Raw genomic sequence first — 15,040 nt, forward strand, 5'->3', positions numbered from 1 at the left:
GGTCACAACGCAATGGACTCGAGCGCGTCATCATCCACGTCACCCCCCAGCGCCTGCTCGCAACGGGCATCCCAGGAATCGGCATCCCAGATCTCGAACTTGTTGCCCTGCCCCAGCAGCACCGCACGCTTGTCCAGGCTGGCGTACTGGCGCAGCGGCGTCGGCAGCAGGAGACGGCCGCTGCCATCCAGCTCGCACTCGGTCGCATGACCGACCAGGAGGCGCTGAAGGTTACGGACCTTCGGATTCATGTTGGGGCGGGACATCAGACTTTGCTCGATGCGCTCCCACTCGGGGAACGGATACAGGAGCAGGCAACGGTCGGGGTCAACGGTGATCACCAGCTGGCCGCCACAGGATGCCGCCAGCGCATCGCGATAGCGCGCGGGCATGGCCAAGCGACCCTTGGCATCCAGATTGAGCTGGCTTACGCCTCGAAACATGGCCGGTACCGGTTGCGGTGGTCACCCACCTTTTCCCACCATTCCCCACTTTTCGACACTATAGGTACGGCTATCGCCAGGAGTCAAGAAAATCGACCCGAAAAAATCAAAAATAAGCGTTGAATCACAGAGACTTAGCGAACGCATGCCCAGCGACGGCGCAGCCAAAAAATAAGACCCCAAAAGCCGCGCCTTGAGGGCAACACTTAAGAAACTACTTCACTATTTTTTGGCAAGAACCGCCGACACGGCGAGACACAGGCCCGCAGAGGGGGCCGCAAAGGTGGGAAAAAGTGGGAGCCGGCCGTAAGCCGGGTTCTGTCGTGGACAGTCATTCATCTGGGACGTCCGTCACCGGACGCCTCGAGCAGCCTACCCGGGTGCGATGCGGGCCACACCATGCACCCCTATTTGGCCTTGCTCCGGACGGGGTTTACCCTGCCACGGACTGTTACCAGCCGTGCGGTGCGCTCTTACCGCACCTTTTCACCCTTACCTGTGCCCGAAGGCCATCGGCGGTGTATTTTCTGCGGCACTTTCCGTCGGCTCGCGCCGCCCAGGCGTTACCTGGCGTCCTGCCCTGTGGAGCCCGGACTTTCCTCCGCATCCAGTGGATACAGCGACTGCCAGGCCAGCTCCCGCGCTCCTTTTACGCCCGCACCCGCGGGAACGCAAGCAATATCCCATCAACCCTCGTACTTCAGACGCAGGGCACGGGCATAGACACGGTTGCGCGGCACTCCGGTCGCATCGGCGACGACCCGCACCGCACGTTTCAACGGGAGCTCCCCCAGCAAGGCCACCAGCAGGCGTTCATGTTCGTCGGCCAGCGGGGCATCCTCGGACTCCGGGTCGGCCGCCTGCGGCGCCGGCGCGAGGATCAGGACGAATTCACCTCGCAGGCGATTGGCGTCGGCATCGAGCCAGGCCGGTAGCTCGCCAGCGAGCCCTCTGTAGTGTTCCTCGAACTGCTTGGTCAGCTCGCGCCCCAGGAACACGACCCGCTCCGGGGCCAGCCCGGCCAGGTCGTCGGCGGCAGCGCGCACACGATGCGAGGACTCGAACAGGATCGTCGTCACCGGCTGCGCCAGCAGGGCCGCCAGGCGGCGACGGCGGGCCCCACCGGAGTGTGGCAGGAAACCCTCAAAGCAGAAACGGTCGGATGGCAGACCAGCGACGGCAAGCGCGGCGAGCGGCGCGCTGGCGCCAGGCACCGCACGCACCGGCAGTCCTGCCTCGGTGGCCGCCCGTACCAGACGATACCCCGGATCGGAGACCAGCGGCGTACCGGCATCCGAGATCAACGCGAGATCGTCGCCCGCCTCCAGCGCAGACAACAACGAAGGGATCCGCTCGCGCTCGTTATGTTCGTGGAGACTCACCAGCGACGTCTGCACCCCCAGGTGCGCCAGCAACCCGGCGCTGTGTCGCGTATCCTCCGCGGCGATGCGCGACACTCGCGCCAGCACGTCACGGGCTCGGGGACTCAGATCGGCCAGATTGCCGATCGGCGTGGCAACCACCCATAACGTGCCGCAATTCGTTGACACAACCTGATGCGCTTTCAATACTGACTCCCCAATACGCCGAGCATCCCGCTATCGTGAACTTACACCTCTCTCCAGCCGCCGTACGGCGCTACCGGGGCCGCCTGGCCCTGAGCCTGCTCGCCGGTGCGATCCTCGCCGGCTGCGCAACCCCGCGTCCGGATCCCACCCCCGCCCCGGAACCGGAGGAGGAACGCCCCGAGATCGTCGACCTGCCAATGGAGCAGCGGGCGCCTGCCCTCCTTGACGAAGCCTGGGCCGATCCTCAGCCCGACAACGTGCGGGCCGCGATCGACGCAGTCCTGAGCCTGGACGACCCGGATGACGACCTGATCGACCGGGCCGACACACTCTGGGGCGATCTCGATGCCCAGCATCGCGAGCCGCTGGCCGACCGCGTGCGCGGCGGCCGCCTGGCGGCCGCACGCAGCGAGTGGGAGACAGCACGCGAACGGCTCGGCGCCGATGACCCGGACGACGAAACCCGCACGCCCGAGGTCTACCGCGAAGGTCTGGCCCTGCATGCCCGCCTACTGGAACACGAACGCGAATGGTATCAGGCGCTGGACGCCCGTTTGCGCCTGGACAGCATGCTCCTGCTGGAACCGGATGCCCAGACCGGGAATCAGGAGCGAATCTGGGGACTGCTGTCGGGCCTGCGCCCGGGACAGCGCGATCACCTGGCCGCCGGCGCGAATCCCGACGCAGAACCGTGGGTGCGACTCTTTGCAGGGTTGCGGGGCGTCAACTCGCAAGACGATGCACGGCGGGTGGCGGGCCAATGGCGGGAACGGTACCCGTCGCATCCGGCCAATAGCCTCCTCCCCGAGTTGGTCTCGAGCCATCCGCTCCAGAGCGAATCGCCGGAGACCATCCTGGTACTCCTGCCCCTCTCCGGGGATCTCGCCCAACTGGGTAACGCGATCCTCGATGGCATTACTCGAGCCTATTACTCCGAGACCGGTGGGCACGGGCGACTGGTGGTGCGCGATACGCGCGGAGACCCTGAGACGGCGGCCGACCTCTACCGCCGGGGTGTGGAGGATGGCGTGGACCGGATCATCGGGCCGCTGGATCGAGATGCGGTACGAGCGGTGGCCGCAAGCGAAGAGACACGGCCGACCCTGCTCCTCAACCGCACCCGGCTGGATGGCAACGGTGCCTTCGGTACGCTGGCGCTGAACCCGGAGGAGGATGCCTATGCCGTGGTAGACCGGGCGGTGCGGACCGGCTGGCGACATCCACTGGTCATCCTCCCCGAGGGCGAATTCGGGGATCGGGTGGCACAGGCCTACCAAGATGCGCTCTCCGACTACGGGCTACGCCCGCGCGACATCGTGCGCCTGCGCCCGGACGCCGAGGACATCAACGAGCGCGTAGGCAATGCGCTGGGTATCGAGCAGAGCGAGGCACGCATTCGCGATGTCGCGCGCCGCACCGGACTGAGCCTCGAGGGAGATCCCCAAGTACGGGGAGATGCCGACCATCTGTTCGTGACCGGGACATCACGGCAGATGCGCCAGCTTGTGCCGCATCTGCATTTCCACGGCGCACGACAGCTGCCGATCATGGCGACCCCGCACATCTATGCCGGGCAGCCGAACACCAATCGCGACCGCGACCTCAACGGCATCGTCTTCCCCGACGTCCCCCATCTGTTCGCGACCATCGAACCGCTGAACGGCGAGGCGGCGGAGAACACAACCGATGAACTTCCGCGGTTCACTGCACTCGGCATGGATGCCTTGCGCCTGAGCCTGCACGATCGGGCGGTGCGCGCGGCGGCCCACCACCAGATCGTCGGGGGGGCCGGCACCTGGTCGCTCAACCCGGTGAGCGGCGACTGGATACGGGAACCGGCATGGGCGCGATTCGAGGGCGGTGCGCCACGCCAGCTGGGATCCGCCAACGAAGGCAACTGACCAATGTTCCGCCCCGGCACCGCCGGCCAAGCCGCCGAGGACCGAGCGGCACACTACCTGACCGGGCAGGGTCTCATGCTTGTGGCGCGAAACGTCCGGCGCCCCTGGGGCGAGCTGGACCTGGTGGCGCGCGAGGGTGACACACTGGTCCTGGTCGAGGTACGCAAGCGCAGCCATCGTGGCTTTGGTGGCGGCGCCGAGAGCATCGACGCCGGCAAACGCAGACGCCTGCTGCGCGCCGCCGAGGGCTATCTGCAGGAGACCCGCTGGCAAGGCCCCGTGCGCTTCGACGTGGTCCTGCTGGACGGCGAAAACACCATCGAGTGGCTGCCCGACGCCATTCAGGGGGACCCGGCATGACGCCACTGGCGCGCGAGATCGAGCAACTACTGCCCGCCGAGGACCGCCTGCTGGACCCGGCCGACTGCTGGTCCTACGGGGCCGACAACTCGAAGCTCCACGCCGCACCGGATGCGGTGGCCTTCGCCCGCGATGCCGAGACGGTGCGCGAGGTGGTTCGGCTGTGCCGGCGGCTGGGCGCACCCCTGACCTGCCGCGGGCGCGGCACCGGCACCACCGGGGCCGCGGTACCCGATCACGGCGGACTGGTCCTGTCGTTCGAGCGCATGAACCGCATCCTGGAGATCGACCCGGCGAACCGCTGGCTGGTGGCGGAGCCGGGGGTCACCAATAGCGAAGTGCAGGCCGCGGCGGGCGCACACGGTTTTTTCTGGCCACCCGACCCCACGAGCAGTGCCTACTGCACGCTCGGCGGCAATCTTGCCTACAACTCGGCGGGGCCGCATGCAGTGAAGTACGGCACCCCCCGCGACAACACCCTGGGGCTGGCGGGGGTCGCCGGCACGGGCGAGTCCTTCCGCACGGGCGTGCACACGACCAAGGGCGTCGTCGGCTATGACCTCACGCGGCTGCTGATCGGCTCCGAAGGGACGCTCGCCGTCATTACTGAAGCCACGCTCCGCCTCACGCCGCGACCCGAGGCGACCCGGCTGATCCAGGCCGTGTATCGCAGCGTCGGTGACGCGGCAGCCGCGGTTTCCCGGCTGATGGCGCGCACGGAGGTTCCATCGGCCCTGGAGTTCATGGACCACTCGGCGATTGCGATGATCCGCGACTATGCACCAGACAGCCCCCTGCCCGACGACGCCGGGGCCATCCTCATGATCGAGACAGATGGCACCGAGGCCGGGATCGACGCGACGACCCGCGGCATCCGGAATGTGGCAGACGGCACGGGCTGTCTACAGACGCTCAGCGCGGACACCCCGGAAGAGGCCCAGGCCCTGTGGGCCGTACGCAAGGCGCTCTCCCCGGCGCTGCGCACCGTCGCGCCCAAGAAAATCAACGAGGATGTGGTCGTGCCCGTCTCCCGCATCCCCGAGCTGATTGCGGGGCTGGACCAACTCGGGGAGACGCACGCGATCAAGATCGTGAACTTTGGTCACGCCGGCAACGGCAACATCCACGTGAACCTGCTGGTGAACCCGGACGACCCGCGGGAACTGGCCGCCGCCGAGCGCTGCCTGGACGAGGTCTTCACGCTGGTGCTGGGGCTTGGGGGCACGCTGTCCGGGGAGCACGGGATCGGACTGGTGAAGCGCGCATTCATGGGCCGAGAGATCGATCCCGTGGCGCTGAACCTGATGGCCGGGATCAAGCAGAGCTTCGATCCCGACAACATCCTGAACCCCGGCAAGGCGCCGGGGCCCGACATCACAAATACTACTTGACGACCTTCAGGGCAGGGCCCTTGCGCTTGGCGCCCGACTTGTCCCCGTCCTGATCCGAACCCGAGGGACCGGAGTCGTCCGGCCCATCGCCGCCCGGGCCATCCTCCGGCCCCGGACCCGGCTCGCTGCCGAACATCATGCCCTGCCCGTTCTCGCGCGCGTAAACGGCCAGCACTGCCTGCGTGGGCACGTAGACATCCATCGGGTTCCCGGCAAAGCGGGCGGAGAATGCCACGGCCTCGTCTCCGATATTCAGGGCCTGAACGGCCGAAGGGCCAATATTGAGCGTGATCTTGCCCTGTTCGACAAAGGCATCGGGCACCAGCGTACCCTCCACCGTGGCGTCGACCAGGATGTGCGGCGTAAAGCCGTTATCCGTGATCCACTCCCACAGGGCCCGGAGCAGATAGGGACGCGAAGAGGTCACAGCCTCAGCTCGCGCTCGGCCTCGGTGAGACTAATCTGGAAGGATTCGCGCTTGCACACGCGATCCGCGTATTCCTGAATTGCGGTCGGAAGCGAATCGAGATCGATTCCCAGGGCCGGCAGACGCCACATGACCGGGGCGATCGCGCAGTCGACGATGCTGAACTCGTCACTCAGGAAGTACGGTTTCAGCTCGAAGATCTCGGCCGAATTCAGCAGGCTCTCGCGCAGGATCTTGCGCGCCTTGGTCAGGCCCCCACCGGAGGCCTTCTTCACCGCATCGAGCCCCTCGTACCAGTCGCGTTCGACGCGATAGAGCGCCAGACGCGCGGCCGCGCGGGAGACCGGATCCACCGGCATCAGCGGTGGATGCGGGAAACGCTCGTCCAGGTATTCGGTGATCACGTGGGTCCCATACAGCGCCAGATCCCGATCCACCAGGGTCGGCACCTCGTTGTAGGGGTTGAGATCCGAGAGATCCTCGGGAAGCTCGTCCGGCCCGAGGTTGACGACATCCACCGCGATGTCCTTCTCGGCGAGGATAATGCGCACGCGATGGCAGCGCACGCAGTCGTGAGCGGAAAACAGAGTCATTACGGAACGACGATTGGCGACCAGCGCCATGGCTTTCTCCCTAGGGAAACACTGATTGATGTACACGCTCGCGCTCGAGTCGCTTTTGCGTGCGAACAAGGCGCGGTGACTGCCGTGCAGTCATTCTGCACAAAGGAGGCGCAACGCCGTTCCCACGCAAAAGCGGCCGAGCCCCTTGGGGTTGGTACCCCAGGTTCCCCGATCCTGCGTTGCGGCACTTGCCGGTAGAACCACTACCGGCTGCGCACCGCGCCTTGTCTCGGAAAACCTGGAGTACCAACGCGAGTGTGTACATTAATCAGCGTTTCCCTTACCCGATCCAACGGCTTCCCGCGCCGGGCAGACGGTCAATAACACCGGCGGGCACTCATCCGTAAGTGCCCGCCGGCGACGGTTCAGGCCGCCTAGTGTACGTCTTTCCAGTACTCCTTTTTCAAGAAGTAGGCCAACAAGGTAAACACGGCCAGGAAGATCAGGACGTACAGTCCGATACGCTGACGGTCGAGCTGCATCGGCTCACCCATGTACGAGAGGTAGGTGACGATGTCTCGCACCGCGCGATCGTACTCGCTCGGAGTCATGGAACCATTGCGCACCAGTTCGAGACGTTCATTGCCATCATCGTCCTCGACCAGCGCCTGCCAGCCCTGCAGCTCCCACAGCACGTGCGGCATACCGACGTTGCTGAACACCTTGTTATTGGCGCCCAGCGGACGGTCTTCATCGATGTAGAAACTCTTGAGGAAGGTATAGACCCAGTCCTCGCCATGAATCCGGGTCGACAGCGTCAGATCCGGAGGGGTCACGCCGAACGCCTCGTCGGCGTATTCCTTGGTCATGGCGTTGGTCATCAACGAGCCCGGATTCACCAGCTCGCCGTCGCGATCGGTAACGAAGATGAAATTCTGCTCCACCTGCTCCTCAGTCAGGCCGATGTCCCGACCCACGCGGTTGTAGCGCATGTACTGGGTGGAATGGCAGGCCATGCAGTAGTTCATGTACAGCCGGGCGCCCCGCTGAAGCGACGCCTGGTTGGTTACATCCACATTGGCCTTTTGCAGGTCACCGGAACCACCGGCGGCCATGGCCGCCGGGGTTGCGAGCAGGGCCGCGAGGGCCACGAATGTCGTTGCGATAAACGTTTTCATTACGAAGTCACCCTTTCCGGAACGGCGCGGTCACGACCCAGACCCCGGGCAAACACCGGAGCCACCATGCAGACAAACAGGTGCACGGTCGGGATCAGCCAGGACCACATAATCATGCTGGCGTCACTCGGATCGAAACGCAGGATGTCGTAGATCGTGTAGATACCCACAACCACCGCAAACGCGACCAGGCTGAACACCGCGGAACGCTCCTTGCTGAGGAACCACAGCAGGAAGAAGAACGCGAAGTACACGATGGACCAGCGGAAGCTCATCTCGCTGACCATCGTGGTTGCCTGCTGCAGACCCAACCAGCCGAGGATCACGAACGCGACCACGAACGCCGCCAGGTTGAACTTGGCCGCGAACGAGCGATAGCGCATCGACAGAACCGGGTTGCGGTCCAGCCATGGGATAAAGAACAGCATCACCACGGCCAGGCCCATGGCCACCACCCCGAGGAACGGATCCGGCACGGAACGCAGCACCGAGTACATCGAGGTGAAGTACCAAACCGGCGGAATCAGTTCGGGGGTCACCAACGGATCGGCCGGGATCATGTTGTCCGGCTTCAGGAACAAGCCACCGCCCATCGGGAAGAAGAACATGATCACCGCGAACACCATCAGGAAGACGCCGACGCCGACGATGTCCTTCACGGTGTAGTACGGGTGGAACGGGATGCCGTCCTTCGGGATGCCGTTCTCGTCCTTGTTCTTCTTGATTTCGACGCCGTCGGGGTTGTTCGAACCCACTTCGTGCAGCGCGATGATGTGCGCGGCCACCAGCAGGATCAGCACCAGCGGCAGGGCAATCACGTGCAGCGCGAAGAAGCGCGTCAGCGTGGCATCGGACAGCAGGAAGTCACCACGAATCCAGGTCACCAGATCCGGTCCGATGTACGGGATTGTCTGGAACAGGTTCACGATCACCTGCGCGCCCCAGTAGGACATCTGACCCCACGGCAGCAGGTAGCCGGCAAAGGCCTCGGCCATCAGCACCAGATAGATCAGCACACCGAAGATCCAGATCAGCTCGCGTGGCTTCTTGTAGGAGCCGTACAGCAGCGCGCGGAACATGTGCAGATAGACGACCACGAAGAACATCGAGGCGCCGGTGGAGTGCATGTAGCGAATCAGCCAGCCCCACTCCACGTCACGCATGATGTACTCGACCGACGCGAACGCAAGATCCGCATCGGGCTTGTAGAACATGGTCAGGAAGATGCCGGAGACGATCTGGATGACCAGCACCAGCAGGGCAAGGGAGCCGAAGAAGTACCAGAAGTTGAAGTTCTTCGGTGCGTAATACTGAGCCAGATGCTCATTCCACATCTGCGAGAGCGGGAACCGGGCATCGATCCAGCCCAGCAGACCGCCCTGCCACTTCTCAGCGGGGTTACCGGCCATTAGACAGTCCCTCCGTCTTCGTCTTCACCCACAAGCAGCAGGTCATCCGTGATGTAGTGGTGGGGCGGCACCTCGAGGTTGTCGACCGCCGGCATGTTGCGGTAGACGCGACCGGCCATGTCGAAGCGCGAACCGTGGCAGCCGCACAGCCAGCCGCCCTGCCAGTCGGAACCCATATCGGGATGACCGATTTCCGGGCGGAACGTGGGCGAGCACCCGAGGTGGGTGCAGATCCCGATCAGCACCAGGATTTCCGGCTTGATCGAGCGATGCTCATTCTGCGCGTATTCCGGTTGCTGGGCTTCGTTTTCGGAGTCCGGATCGCGCAGGCGATCAGTCACCTTGGACAAACCTTCCAGCATCTCGTCAGTCCGCCGCACGATCCAGATCGGCTGACCGCGCCATTCGATGCTGACGCGCTGACCGGGCTCGACCTCGGACACGTCGAACTCGACCGGAGCTCCTGCCGCCTGAGCGCGAGCGCTGGGCTGCAAGGACGCCAGGAACGGAGTCGCCACCGCCACGACCCCGGCTCCGCCTACGACGGATGTCGCGGCGACGAGGAACCGGCGACGGCCTCGATTTACGCCTTGGTTTGCCATGTTTGTCTCTCCAAACAACGTGTTGAAATCGTGTTCCGGCAACCGCACTGCGCTGGCACGGGGGCACGCAAGGCCCCGCGGAACGGACCGCCCGTAGGCGGTCAGTAAAATCCGATAGAATTCCCGAACACGCTAATAAGGTCAAGTAGGTGAACGCCTTAAGACAGGGCGCACAGGCCCGTCAATAGCGGCTGGAAGACCATAAGTAACTCATAATAAAGGCAGCATTTCGATGCTCACGGTGTGCGTAAAATGTCCCGTCAATGTGCGCACGCCGAAGCCCCGGTTCAGGCGGGGTTGTCGATGTCGATAAACCGGTGCTCCAGACCGAAACGCTGCGCGCACCACTCTCCCAGGGCGGGCGCCCCGTACCGCTCGGTCGCATGATGCCCGGCGGCAAAGTAGTGCACACCCGTTTCACGCGCCTCGTGGGTAGTCTGCTCGGAGATCTCGCCACTGATATAGGCGTCCACGCCCTGCGCCGCCGCCCCCATCAGCAATGACTGCGCCCCACCGGTACACCAGGCGACCCGCCGGATCGGCCGCTCGCCACCCGGCACCCACAGGCACTCACGCTCGAGTACAGCCGAGATGTGGTCGCGCAAATCCGCACCCGACACCTCGGCGGCGGGCCGCCCGTACTGGCCCACGCCGTCCTCGCGCAGCACTCCCTCGATCGCAAAGCCGAGACGATTGGCCAGCTGCGTGTTGTTGCCCAGCTCCGGGTGCGCGTCCAGCGGCAGGTGGTAGGCCACCAGGTTGATATCGTGCTCCAGTAGCCGGCGCAGGCGTTCGCGCTTCATGCCGGTCACCACCTCCGGTTCGCCCTTCCAGAAATAGCCGTGGTGCACCAGGATCGTGTCAGCCCCGTCCTCGATCGCGGCGTCGATCAGTGGCAGCGATGCCGTGACCCCGCTGACGATGCGGCGCACCTCCGATCGCCCCTCCACCTGCAGCCCGTTTGGGCAGTAGTCGCGAAAGCGCTCCGGCTGGAGCTCCTCGTTCAGGGCCTGCATCAATACATCACGTTCGATCACGACGGGTTCTCCGGCTAAACCGGGATCGGCGGCTGTGCAGCCCATCCCATTTCGGTATATTCGCTATATGGTGAATTTCTCGCGTTTCCTGCTGCAAGCCGCCCTGACCGGCGTCGCGATCGCCGTGGTCGTGGCCGTGTTCTTTCCGCACGTCCTGGATCGCGATCGTAGCGACCGGGCGGAATTGCAGGTCGCCGACCCCTTCTCCACGTCGGTCAATCAGGATGCCGCCGTCAGCTATGCCGACGGCGTCGAGCGGGCCGCGCCCGCTGTGGTCAACATCATGACCTCGCGCGTGCTCGACACCCCCGGCGTCCTCGACCTGCACGAATTCTTTGGCCAGCCCATGCCGCCGGGCGACACCGAACAGGCCAGCCTGGGCTCCGGCGTGATCATGACCGATCGGGGCCATATCCTGACCAATCACCACGTGATCGAGGAAGCCGACGCAATCGCCGTCGTCCTGCCCAATGGCGATTCCCACCCGGCCGAAATCATCGGCATCGACCCCGATACCGACCTCGCCGTCCTGCGCATCCGCACCGACGGCGTGGCGGTGGCCACGGTCGGCCACTCCCGCGAACTGCGCGTCGGCGACGTCGTGCTCGCGATCGGCAACCCCTTCGGGGTCGGGCAGACCGTGACCCAGGGGATCGTCTCCGCCACTGGGCGCAACCAGCTCGGGATCAACACCTTCGAGGACTTTATCCAGACCGACGCAGCGATCAACCCCGGCAACTCCGGTGGCGCCCTCATCAACGCCAAAGGTGAGGTCATCGGCATCAATACGGCCATATTCTCGCGCTCGGGCGGCTCCCACGGCATCGGCTTCGCAATCCCCGTTGACCTCGCCCGCGAGGTCATGACCGAGATCATCGAACAAGGCTATGTCGCCCGCGGCTGGCTGGGCATCGAGGTCCAGGCGATGAACCGCGAGTTGGCCGACTCTTTCGGGCTGGATGCCCCGCGCGGAGTGCTGGTCGCCGGCATCCTGCGCGACGGCCCGGCCCAGGACGCCGGCATCGAGATCGGCGACGTGATCACCCACCTCAATGGCGACACGGTCAACAGCCCGCGCGAGGCTCTGAACATCATCGCCCGTACCGATCCGGGCTCCGATCTGTCAATCAAGCTCCTGCGCGAGGGTGAGGAGGTCGAACTCGAGGCCACTGTCGCCCAGCGCCCGATCTGATACCCAATGGCACCTCCCGGATGTCCGGGAGGTGCCCCTTTCTCTACCCGTTGGCCGGGGAACTGACCATGGTCAGTACGGCCGTGACCAGCAGCACCAGCCCCACCAGCCCGATCTCCAGCGCAATACTGCGCCGGAGGCGCTGCGAGGCCCGAGGCTCGCCCCGCTCGAAAGCCGGCACCAGGCGCCACTTGTTGGACGCCGCCAGCAGCAGGAGCAGCGCGACGATCAGTACCTTGCCGATCAGGAACTGCCCGTAGCCGGTCGTGAGCAGTGGTGTGACGCCACCGAGCAGCAGCGCAGCCAGGACAACACCCGCGAGCACCAGCAGGCCGACACCGAACACCGCCACCCGACCGAAACGATCCAGGATACGTACGGCATCCATTCCGCCAGGTGGGTGCCCCGCCAGGCGATACAGCGGCCACAGCGAGCCGATCCAGAACGCGGCTGCCAGCAGGTGGACCACCAGCAGGCTGCCCAGCAGCCATCGGGGTTCGTCGACCGTATGCCCGACCTGCACGAAGGCCAGCATGACCAGCAACACGCCTCCAAGACTCAGGCCATGCCCAAGGCCCGGAAGGCGTCGGGCATCCAGCAGGATCGCCTGCACCAGCAGCAAACCGCTCACGGCGAGGATAAGCTGGGTCCCCTGAGCGCCCTCGAACACCATCCCGAGCAGCGCCGGGTCGAAGGCGGCCGCACCATTGCCACCGCCGAGATACCCGGCTTGCAGTGGCCACTCGATCAGGGCCAGCACGATCGCGACCCAGGCCGCGATCGCCCCCGTGCGGCTGGCCGCCCGACGTTCCGGATCGGGCAGATCCGGAAACGCCAGGCGAAACAACACCGCTCCGGCCGCCAGCAAGGCACCGGCATAGAAGCCGGCCGCCACCAGGATCATGGCGACCGTCCAGGCATCCACACCGGCAAGCGCAGACAGCCAGGCCACGGCTCAGTCCTCTACCGTAAAGCGGAAGGTCCCGGACATCATGTGGCCGTCGCGAGCCAGGCCGCGCCAGCGCACCTCGTAATTGCCGGGCTCCATCGTGCCGGCCGGTTGCACATGGTATTCCTCGGTCGGGTCACTGCCCGGCTTGTTTTCCAGAGACACGCGGCCCTGCGGGCCAATCACATCGAACTGGGTAATGCGCATCGCGCCATCGAAGTGAATCCCGATCTCCTCCGGGGTGCCCTGCACTGTAGAGCCATCCTCCGGGACCTGCCCCATCTCGCCTTCGTGGGCCAGCAGGGGAGAGGCAAAAGCGAGTAGCAGGGCTGCAAGAGCCGAACGCAGGGTATTGCGGGTACGAATCGTCATCATGATGAGTTTCCTCTTTATACAAGTGCAGTTGTGTCGTGTCAGAGTCCACCGACCGCGGGCCACCGGGGCCACCTTGTGTCAGTCCCGGAGCCCGTGCCGGTGGAAGCTCAGTGGTTGTGGCCTCCGTGGCCGTTGTGTCCTCCATGTCCCCCATGACCTCCATGCCCACCGTGGGCATCACGGCTGGGGGTCGGGAGCCCATCGGAATCCGCATCCGCGACCTTGCCGCGACGGACCGGATTGCCGAAATCGGGGTCACTGCTCACTCTCCAGGCGACCTCACCTTCCGGGTGCCAGTACCAGCCCGGATCGCTGAAGTCCCCAGGCTCCTGGTCGTCACGCACCTTGACCAGTGTGAACATGCCGCCCATACCGATGTTGCCGAACGGTCCATGTCCCATACCCATCGGCAGGGTGTTCTCGGGACCGCGCATGTGGCCGCCATCGGTATGGTCCTGGTGGTCCGCCATACCGTGTTCACCCATCGCCATGTAGCCGGGCAGCAGGGAGCGGATCTCCTCCTCGAGGCCGGACTGGTCCACACCCAGGGTGTTGGCGATGCCGTGCCCCATCGGGTTCATCGTGTGGTGGGTCATGTGGCAGTGGAACGCCCAATCACCGGGTGGTGCGATGAACTCGATATCCCGGGTCTGGCCCACCGCCACGATCTCGGTGGTCTCCTTGCGCCACTGCTCGCGCGGCCAGCGCCCGCCATCGGAGCCGGTCACCTCGAAGGACACCCCGTGCACGTGCATCGGGTGGTTCCACATCGAGAGGTTGCCCATGCGGATGCGCACCCGCTCGCCGGTCTTCGCCACCAGCGAGTCGATGGCCGGGAACACCTTGGAGTTCATCGACCACAGGTCGAAGTCGACCATGATCGACGGATCGGGCGTGCGGGTACCGGGATGCAGCGCCCAGTTGTGCAGCAGGATCGCGTAGTCGCGGTCCACCGGCTCGATCTCGCCGTCCTTCGGGTGGATGATGAACATCCCCATCATCCCCATCGCCATCTGCACCATCTCGTCGGCATGCGGGTGGTACATGTGCGTGCCGTGCTGGTTCAGTTCGAACTCGTAGACGAAGGTCTCCCCCGGGTGGATCGGCGGCTGGGTCACACCCTTCACACCGTCCATGCCGGAAGGCAGATGGATGCCGTGCCAGTGCACCGAGGTGTATTCCGGCAGGCGATTGGTCACGTAGATACGGACCTTGTCGCCCTCCACCGCCTCGATGGTCGGCCCCGGGGTGGTGCCGTTGTAGCCCCAGCACTTGGCCACCGAACCGGGCGCGAACTCGTGCTCGATCTCCTCGGCGACCAGGTGGAACTCCTTCACGCCGTTGTTCATCTCGTACGGCAGGGTCCAGCCGTTCGGCGTGTGCACCGGCATGTAGCCCTGTTCGGTGCGTTCGCCGGGCGTGGCATCGCCCTCGTTGTGGTGCTCGTGACCCGTTTCGGCCATTACCCGGGTCAGGGTGGTTGCCGGCAGCATTGCCGCGCCGGCGGCCAGCAGGAAATTACGCCGTTTCATCAGTGATGCCCTCCGTGACCGTCGTCGCCGTGGTCACCGTGATCGCCATGGTCATGATCCTCGTGATCTCCGTGATCTCCGTGATCTCCGTGATCTCCGTGATCTCCGTGATC

Annotated in this window: 15 protein-coding genes and 1 other RNA gene; 4 read left to right on the forward strand and 12 right to left on the reverse strand. The window is 65.0% G+C overall.

The annotated features are described in order from the left end of the window. Positions 1-2 precede the first annotated feature (2 nt). From mraZ to rsmI, 3 genes are all read right to left on the reverse strand, one after another. Positions 3-443: a division/cell wall cluster transcriptional repressor MraZ gene (mraZ, locus tag F623_RS0111425; RefSeq protein WP_018862592.1), complete on the reverse strand. Its 441-nt coding sequence runs from the start codon at positions 441-443 to the stop codon at positions 3-5. 292 nt (positions 444-735) lie between these two features. Next, positions 736-1,082, reverse strand: an RNA gene (gene rnpB / locus F623_RS12945) — RNase P RNA component class A. A gap of 47 nt (positions 1,083-1,129) precedes the next feature. Further along, complete coding sequence (gene rsmI / locus F623_RS0111430; protein ID WP_018862591.1) at positions 1,130-1,966, reverse strand: 16S rRNA (cytidine(1402)-2'-O)-methyltransferase; 837 nt, start codon at positions 1,964-1,966, stop codon at positions 1,130-1,132. 80 nt (positions 1,967-2,046) lie between these two features. Between rsmI and F623_RS0111435 the strand changes: the two genes are divergently transcribed. From F623_RS0111435 to F623_RS0111445, 3 genes are read left to right on the forward strand one after another with little or no spacing between them, the layout of a single operon-like run. After that, entirely contained in the window at positions 2,047-3,912 is a 1,866-nt protein-coding gene (locus tag F623_RS0111435; protein ID WP_018868651.1) for a penicillin-binding protein activator, read from the forward strand. Positions 3,913-3,915: 3 nt separating this feature from the next. Beyond that, positions 3,916-4,272 carry a YraN family protein gene (locus F623_RS0111440; RefSeq protein WP_018862589.1) on the forward strand — a complete coding sequence of 119 codons (357 nt, stop codon included), beginning with the start codon at positions 3,916-3,918 and terminating at the stop codon, positions 4,270-4,272. After that, positions 4,269-5,663 (forward strand): FAD-binding oxidoreductase, encoded by a 1,395-nt coding sequence (locus F623_RS0111445; RefSeq protein ID WP_018862588.1) that lies wholly within the window; start codon positions 4,269-4,271, stop codon positions 5,661-5,663. The genes F623_RS0111440 and F623_RS0111445 overlap by 4 nt, the downstream gene beginning before the upstream one ends. On the opposite strand, the gene F623_RS0111450 is transcribed toward F623_RS0111445, so the two are convergent. The 6 genes from F623_RS0111450 to F623_RS0111475 all read right to left on the reverse strand — a co-directional run bounded on the left by F623_RS0111450 (position 5,656) and on the right by F623_RS0111475 (position 10,879). Further along, complete coding sequence (locus F623_RS0111450; RefSeq protein ID WP_018862587.1) at positions 5,656-6,090, reverse strand: ClpXP protease specificity-enhancing factor; 435 nt, start codon at positions 6,088-6,090, stop codon at positions 5,656-5,658. The genes F623_RS0111445 and F623_RS0111450 overlap by 8 nt on opposite strands. Continuing rightward, on the reverse strand, positions 6,087-6,713 hold the full coding sequence (locus F623_RS0111455) for a glutathione S-transferase N-terminal domain-containing protein (RefSeq protein ID WP_018862586.1): 627 nt from the start codon (positions 6,711-6,713) through the stop codon (positions 6,087-6,089). Before F623_RS0111455 ends, F623_RS0111450 begins: the two co-directional genes overlap by 4 nt. 374 nt (positions 6,714-7,087) lie before the next feature. Further along, positions 7,088-7,831, reverse strand: coding sequence for a cytochrome c1 (locus F623_RS0111460; protein ID WP_018862585.1), 744 nt, complete (start codon positions 7,829-7,831; stop codon positions 7,088-7,090). Beyond that, positions 7,831-9,240: a cytochrome b N-terminal domain-containing protein gene (locus F623_RS0111465; protein WP_018862584.1), complete on the reverse strand. Its 1,410-nt coding sequence runs from the start codon at positions 9,238-9,240 to the stop codon at positions 7,831-7,833. The genes F623_RS0111460 and F623_RS0111465 overlap by 1 nt, the downstream gene beginning before the upstream one ends. Then, positions 9,240-9,842, reverse strand: a complete 603-nt coding sequence (gene petA, locus F623_RS0111470) for a ubiquinol-cytochrome c reductase iron-sulfur subunit (RefSeq protein WP_026278776.1) — start codon at positions 9,840-9,842, stop codon at positions 9,240-9,242. Before petA ends, F623_RS0111465 begins: the two co-directional genes overlap by 1 nt. 287 nt (positions 9,843-10,129) lie before the next feature. Then, positions 10,130-10,879, reverse strand: a complete 750-nt coding sequence (locus F623_RS0111475) for a Nif3-like dinuclear metal center hexameric protein (protein WP_018862582.1) — start codon at positions 10,877-10,879, stop codon at positions 10,130-10,132. 67 nt (positions 10,880-10,946) lie between these two features. Here F623_RS0111475 and F623_RS0111480 point away from each other — a divergent pair, with 67 nt between their 5' ends. Continuing rightward, positions 10,947-12,071 carry a S1C family serine protease gene (locus F623_RS0111480; protein WP_026278775.1) on the forward strand — a complete coding sequence of 375 codons (1,125 nt, stop codon included), beginning with the start codon at positions 10,947-10,949 and terminating at the stop codon, positions 12,069-12,071. 43 nt (positions 12,072-12,114) lie between these two features. Here F623_RS0111480 and F623_RS0111485 read toward each other — a convergent pair whose 3' ends face one another. The 3 genes from F623_RS0111485 to F623_RS0111495 all read right to left on the reverse strand — a co-directional run bounded on the left by F623_RS0111485 (position 12,115) and on the right by F623_RS0111495 (position 14,927). Then, entirely contained in the window at positions 12,115-13,023 is a 909-nt protein-coding gene (locus tag F623_RS0111485) for a copper resistance D family protein (RefSeq protein WP_018862580.1), read from the reverse strand. A gap of 3 nt (positions 13,024-13,026) precedes the next feature. Further along, positions 13,027-13,395 (reverse strand): copper resistance CopC family protein, encoded by a 369-nt coding sequence (locus F623_RS0111490; protein ID WP_018862579.1) that lies wholly within the window; start codon positions 13,393-13,395, stop codon positions 13,027-13,029. 107 nt (positions 13,396-13,502) lie between these two features. Next, positions 13,503-14,927 (reverse strand): multicopper oxidase family protein, encoded by a 1,425-nt coding sequence (locus F623_RS0111495; protein WP_018862578.1) that lies wholly within the window; start codon positions 14,925-14,927, stop codon positions 13,503-13,505. Between the last annotated feature and the right edge of the window lie 113 nt (positions 14,928-15,040).

It is taken from the genome of Thioalkalivibrio sp. ALD1 (genome assembly GCF_000381245.1).
Classification (GTDB): Bacteria; Pseudomonadota; Gammaproteobacteria; order Ectothiorhodospirales; family Ectothiorhodospiraceae; genus Thioalkalivibrio.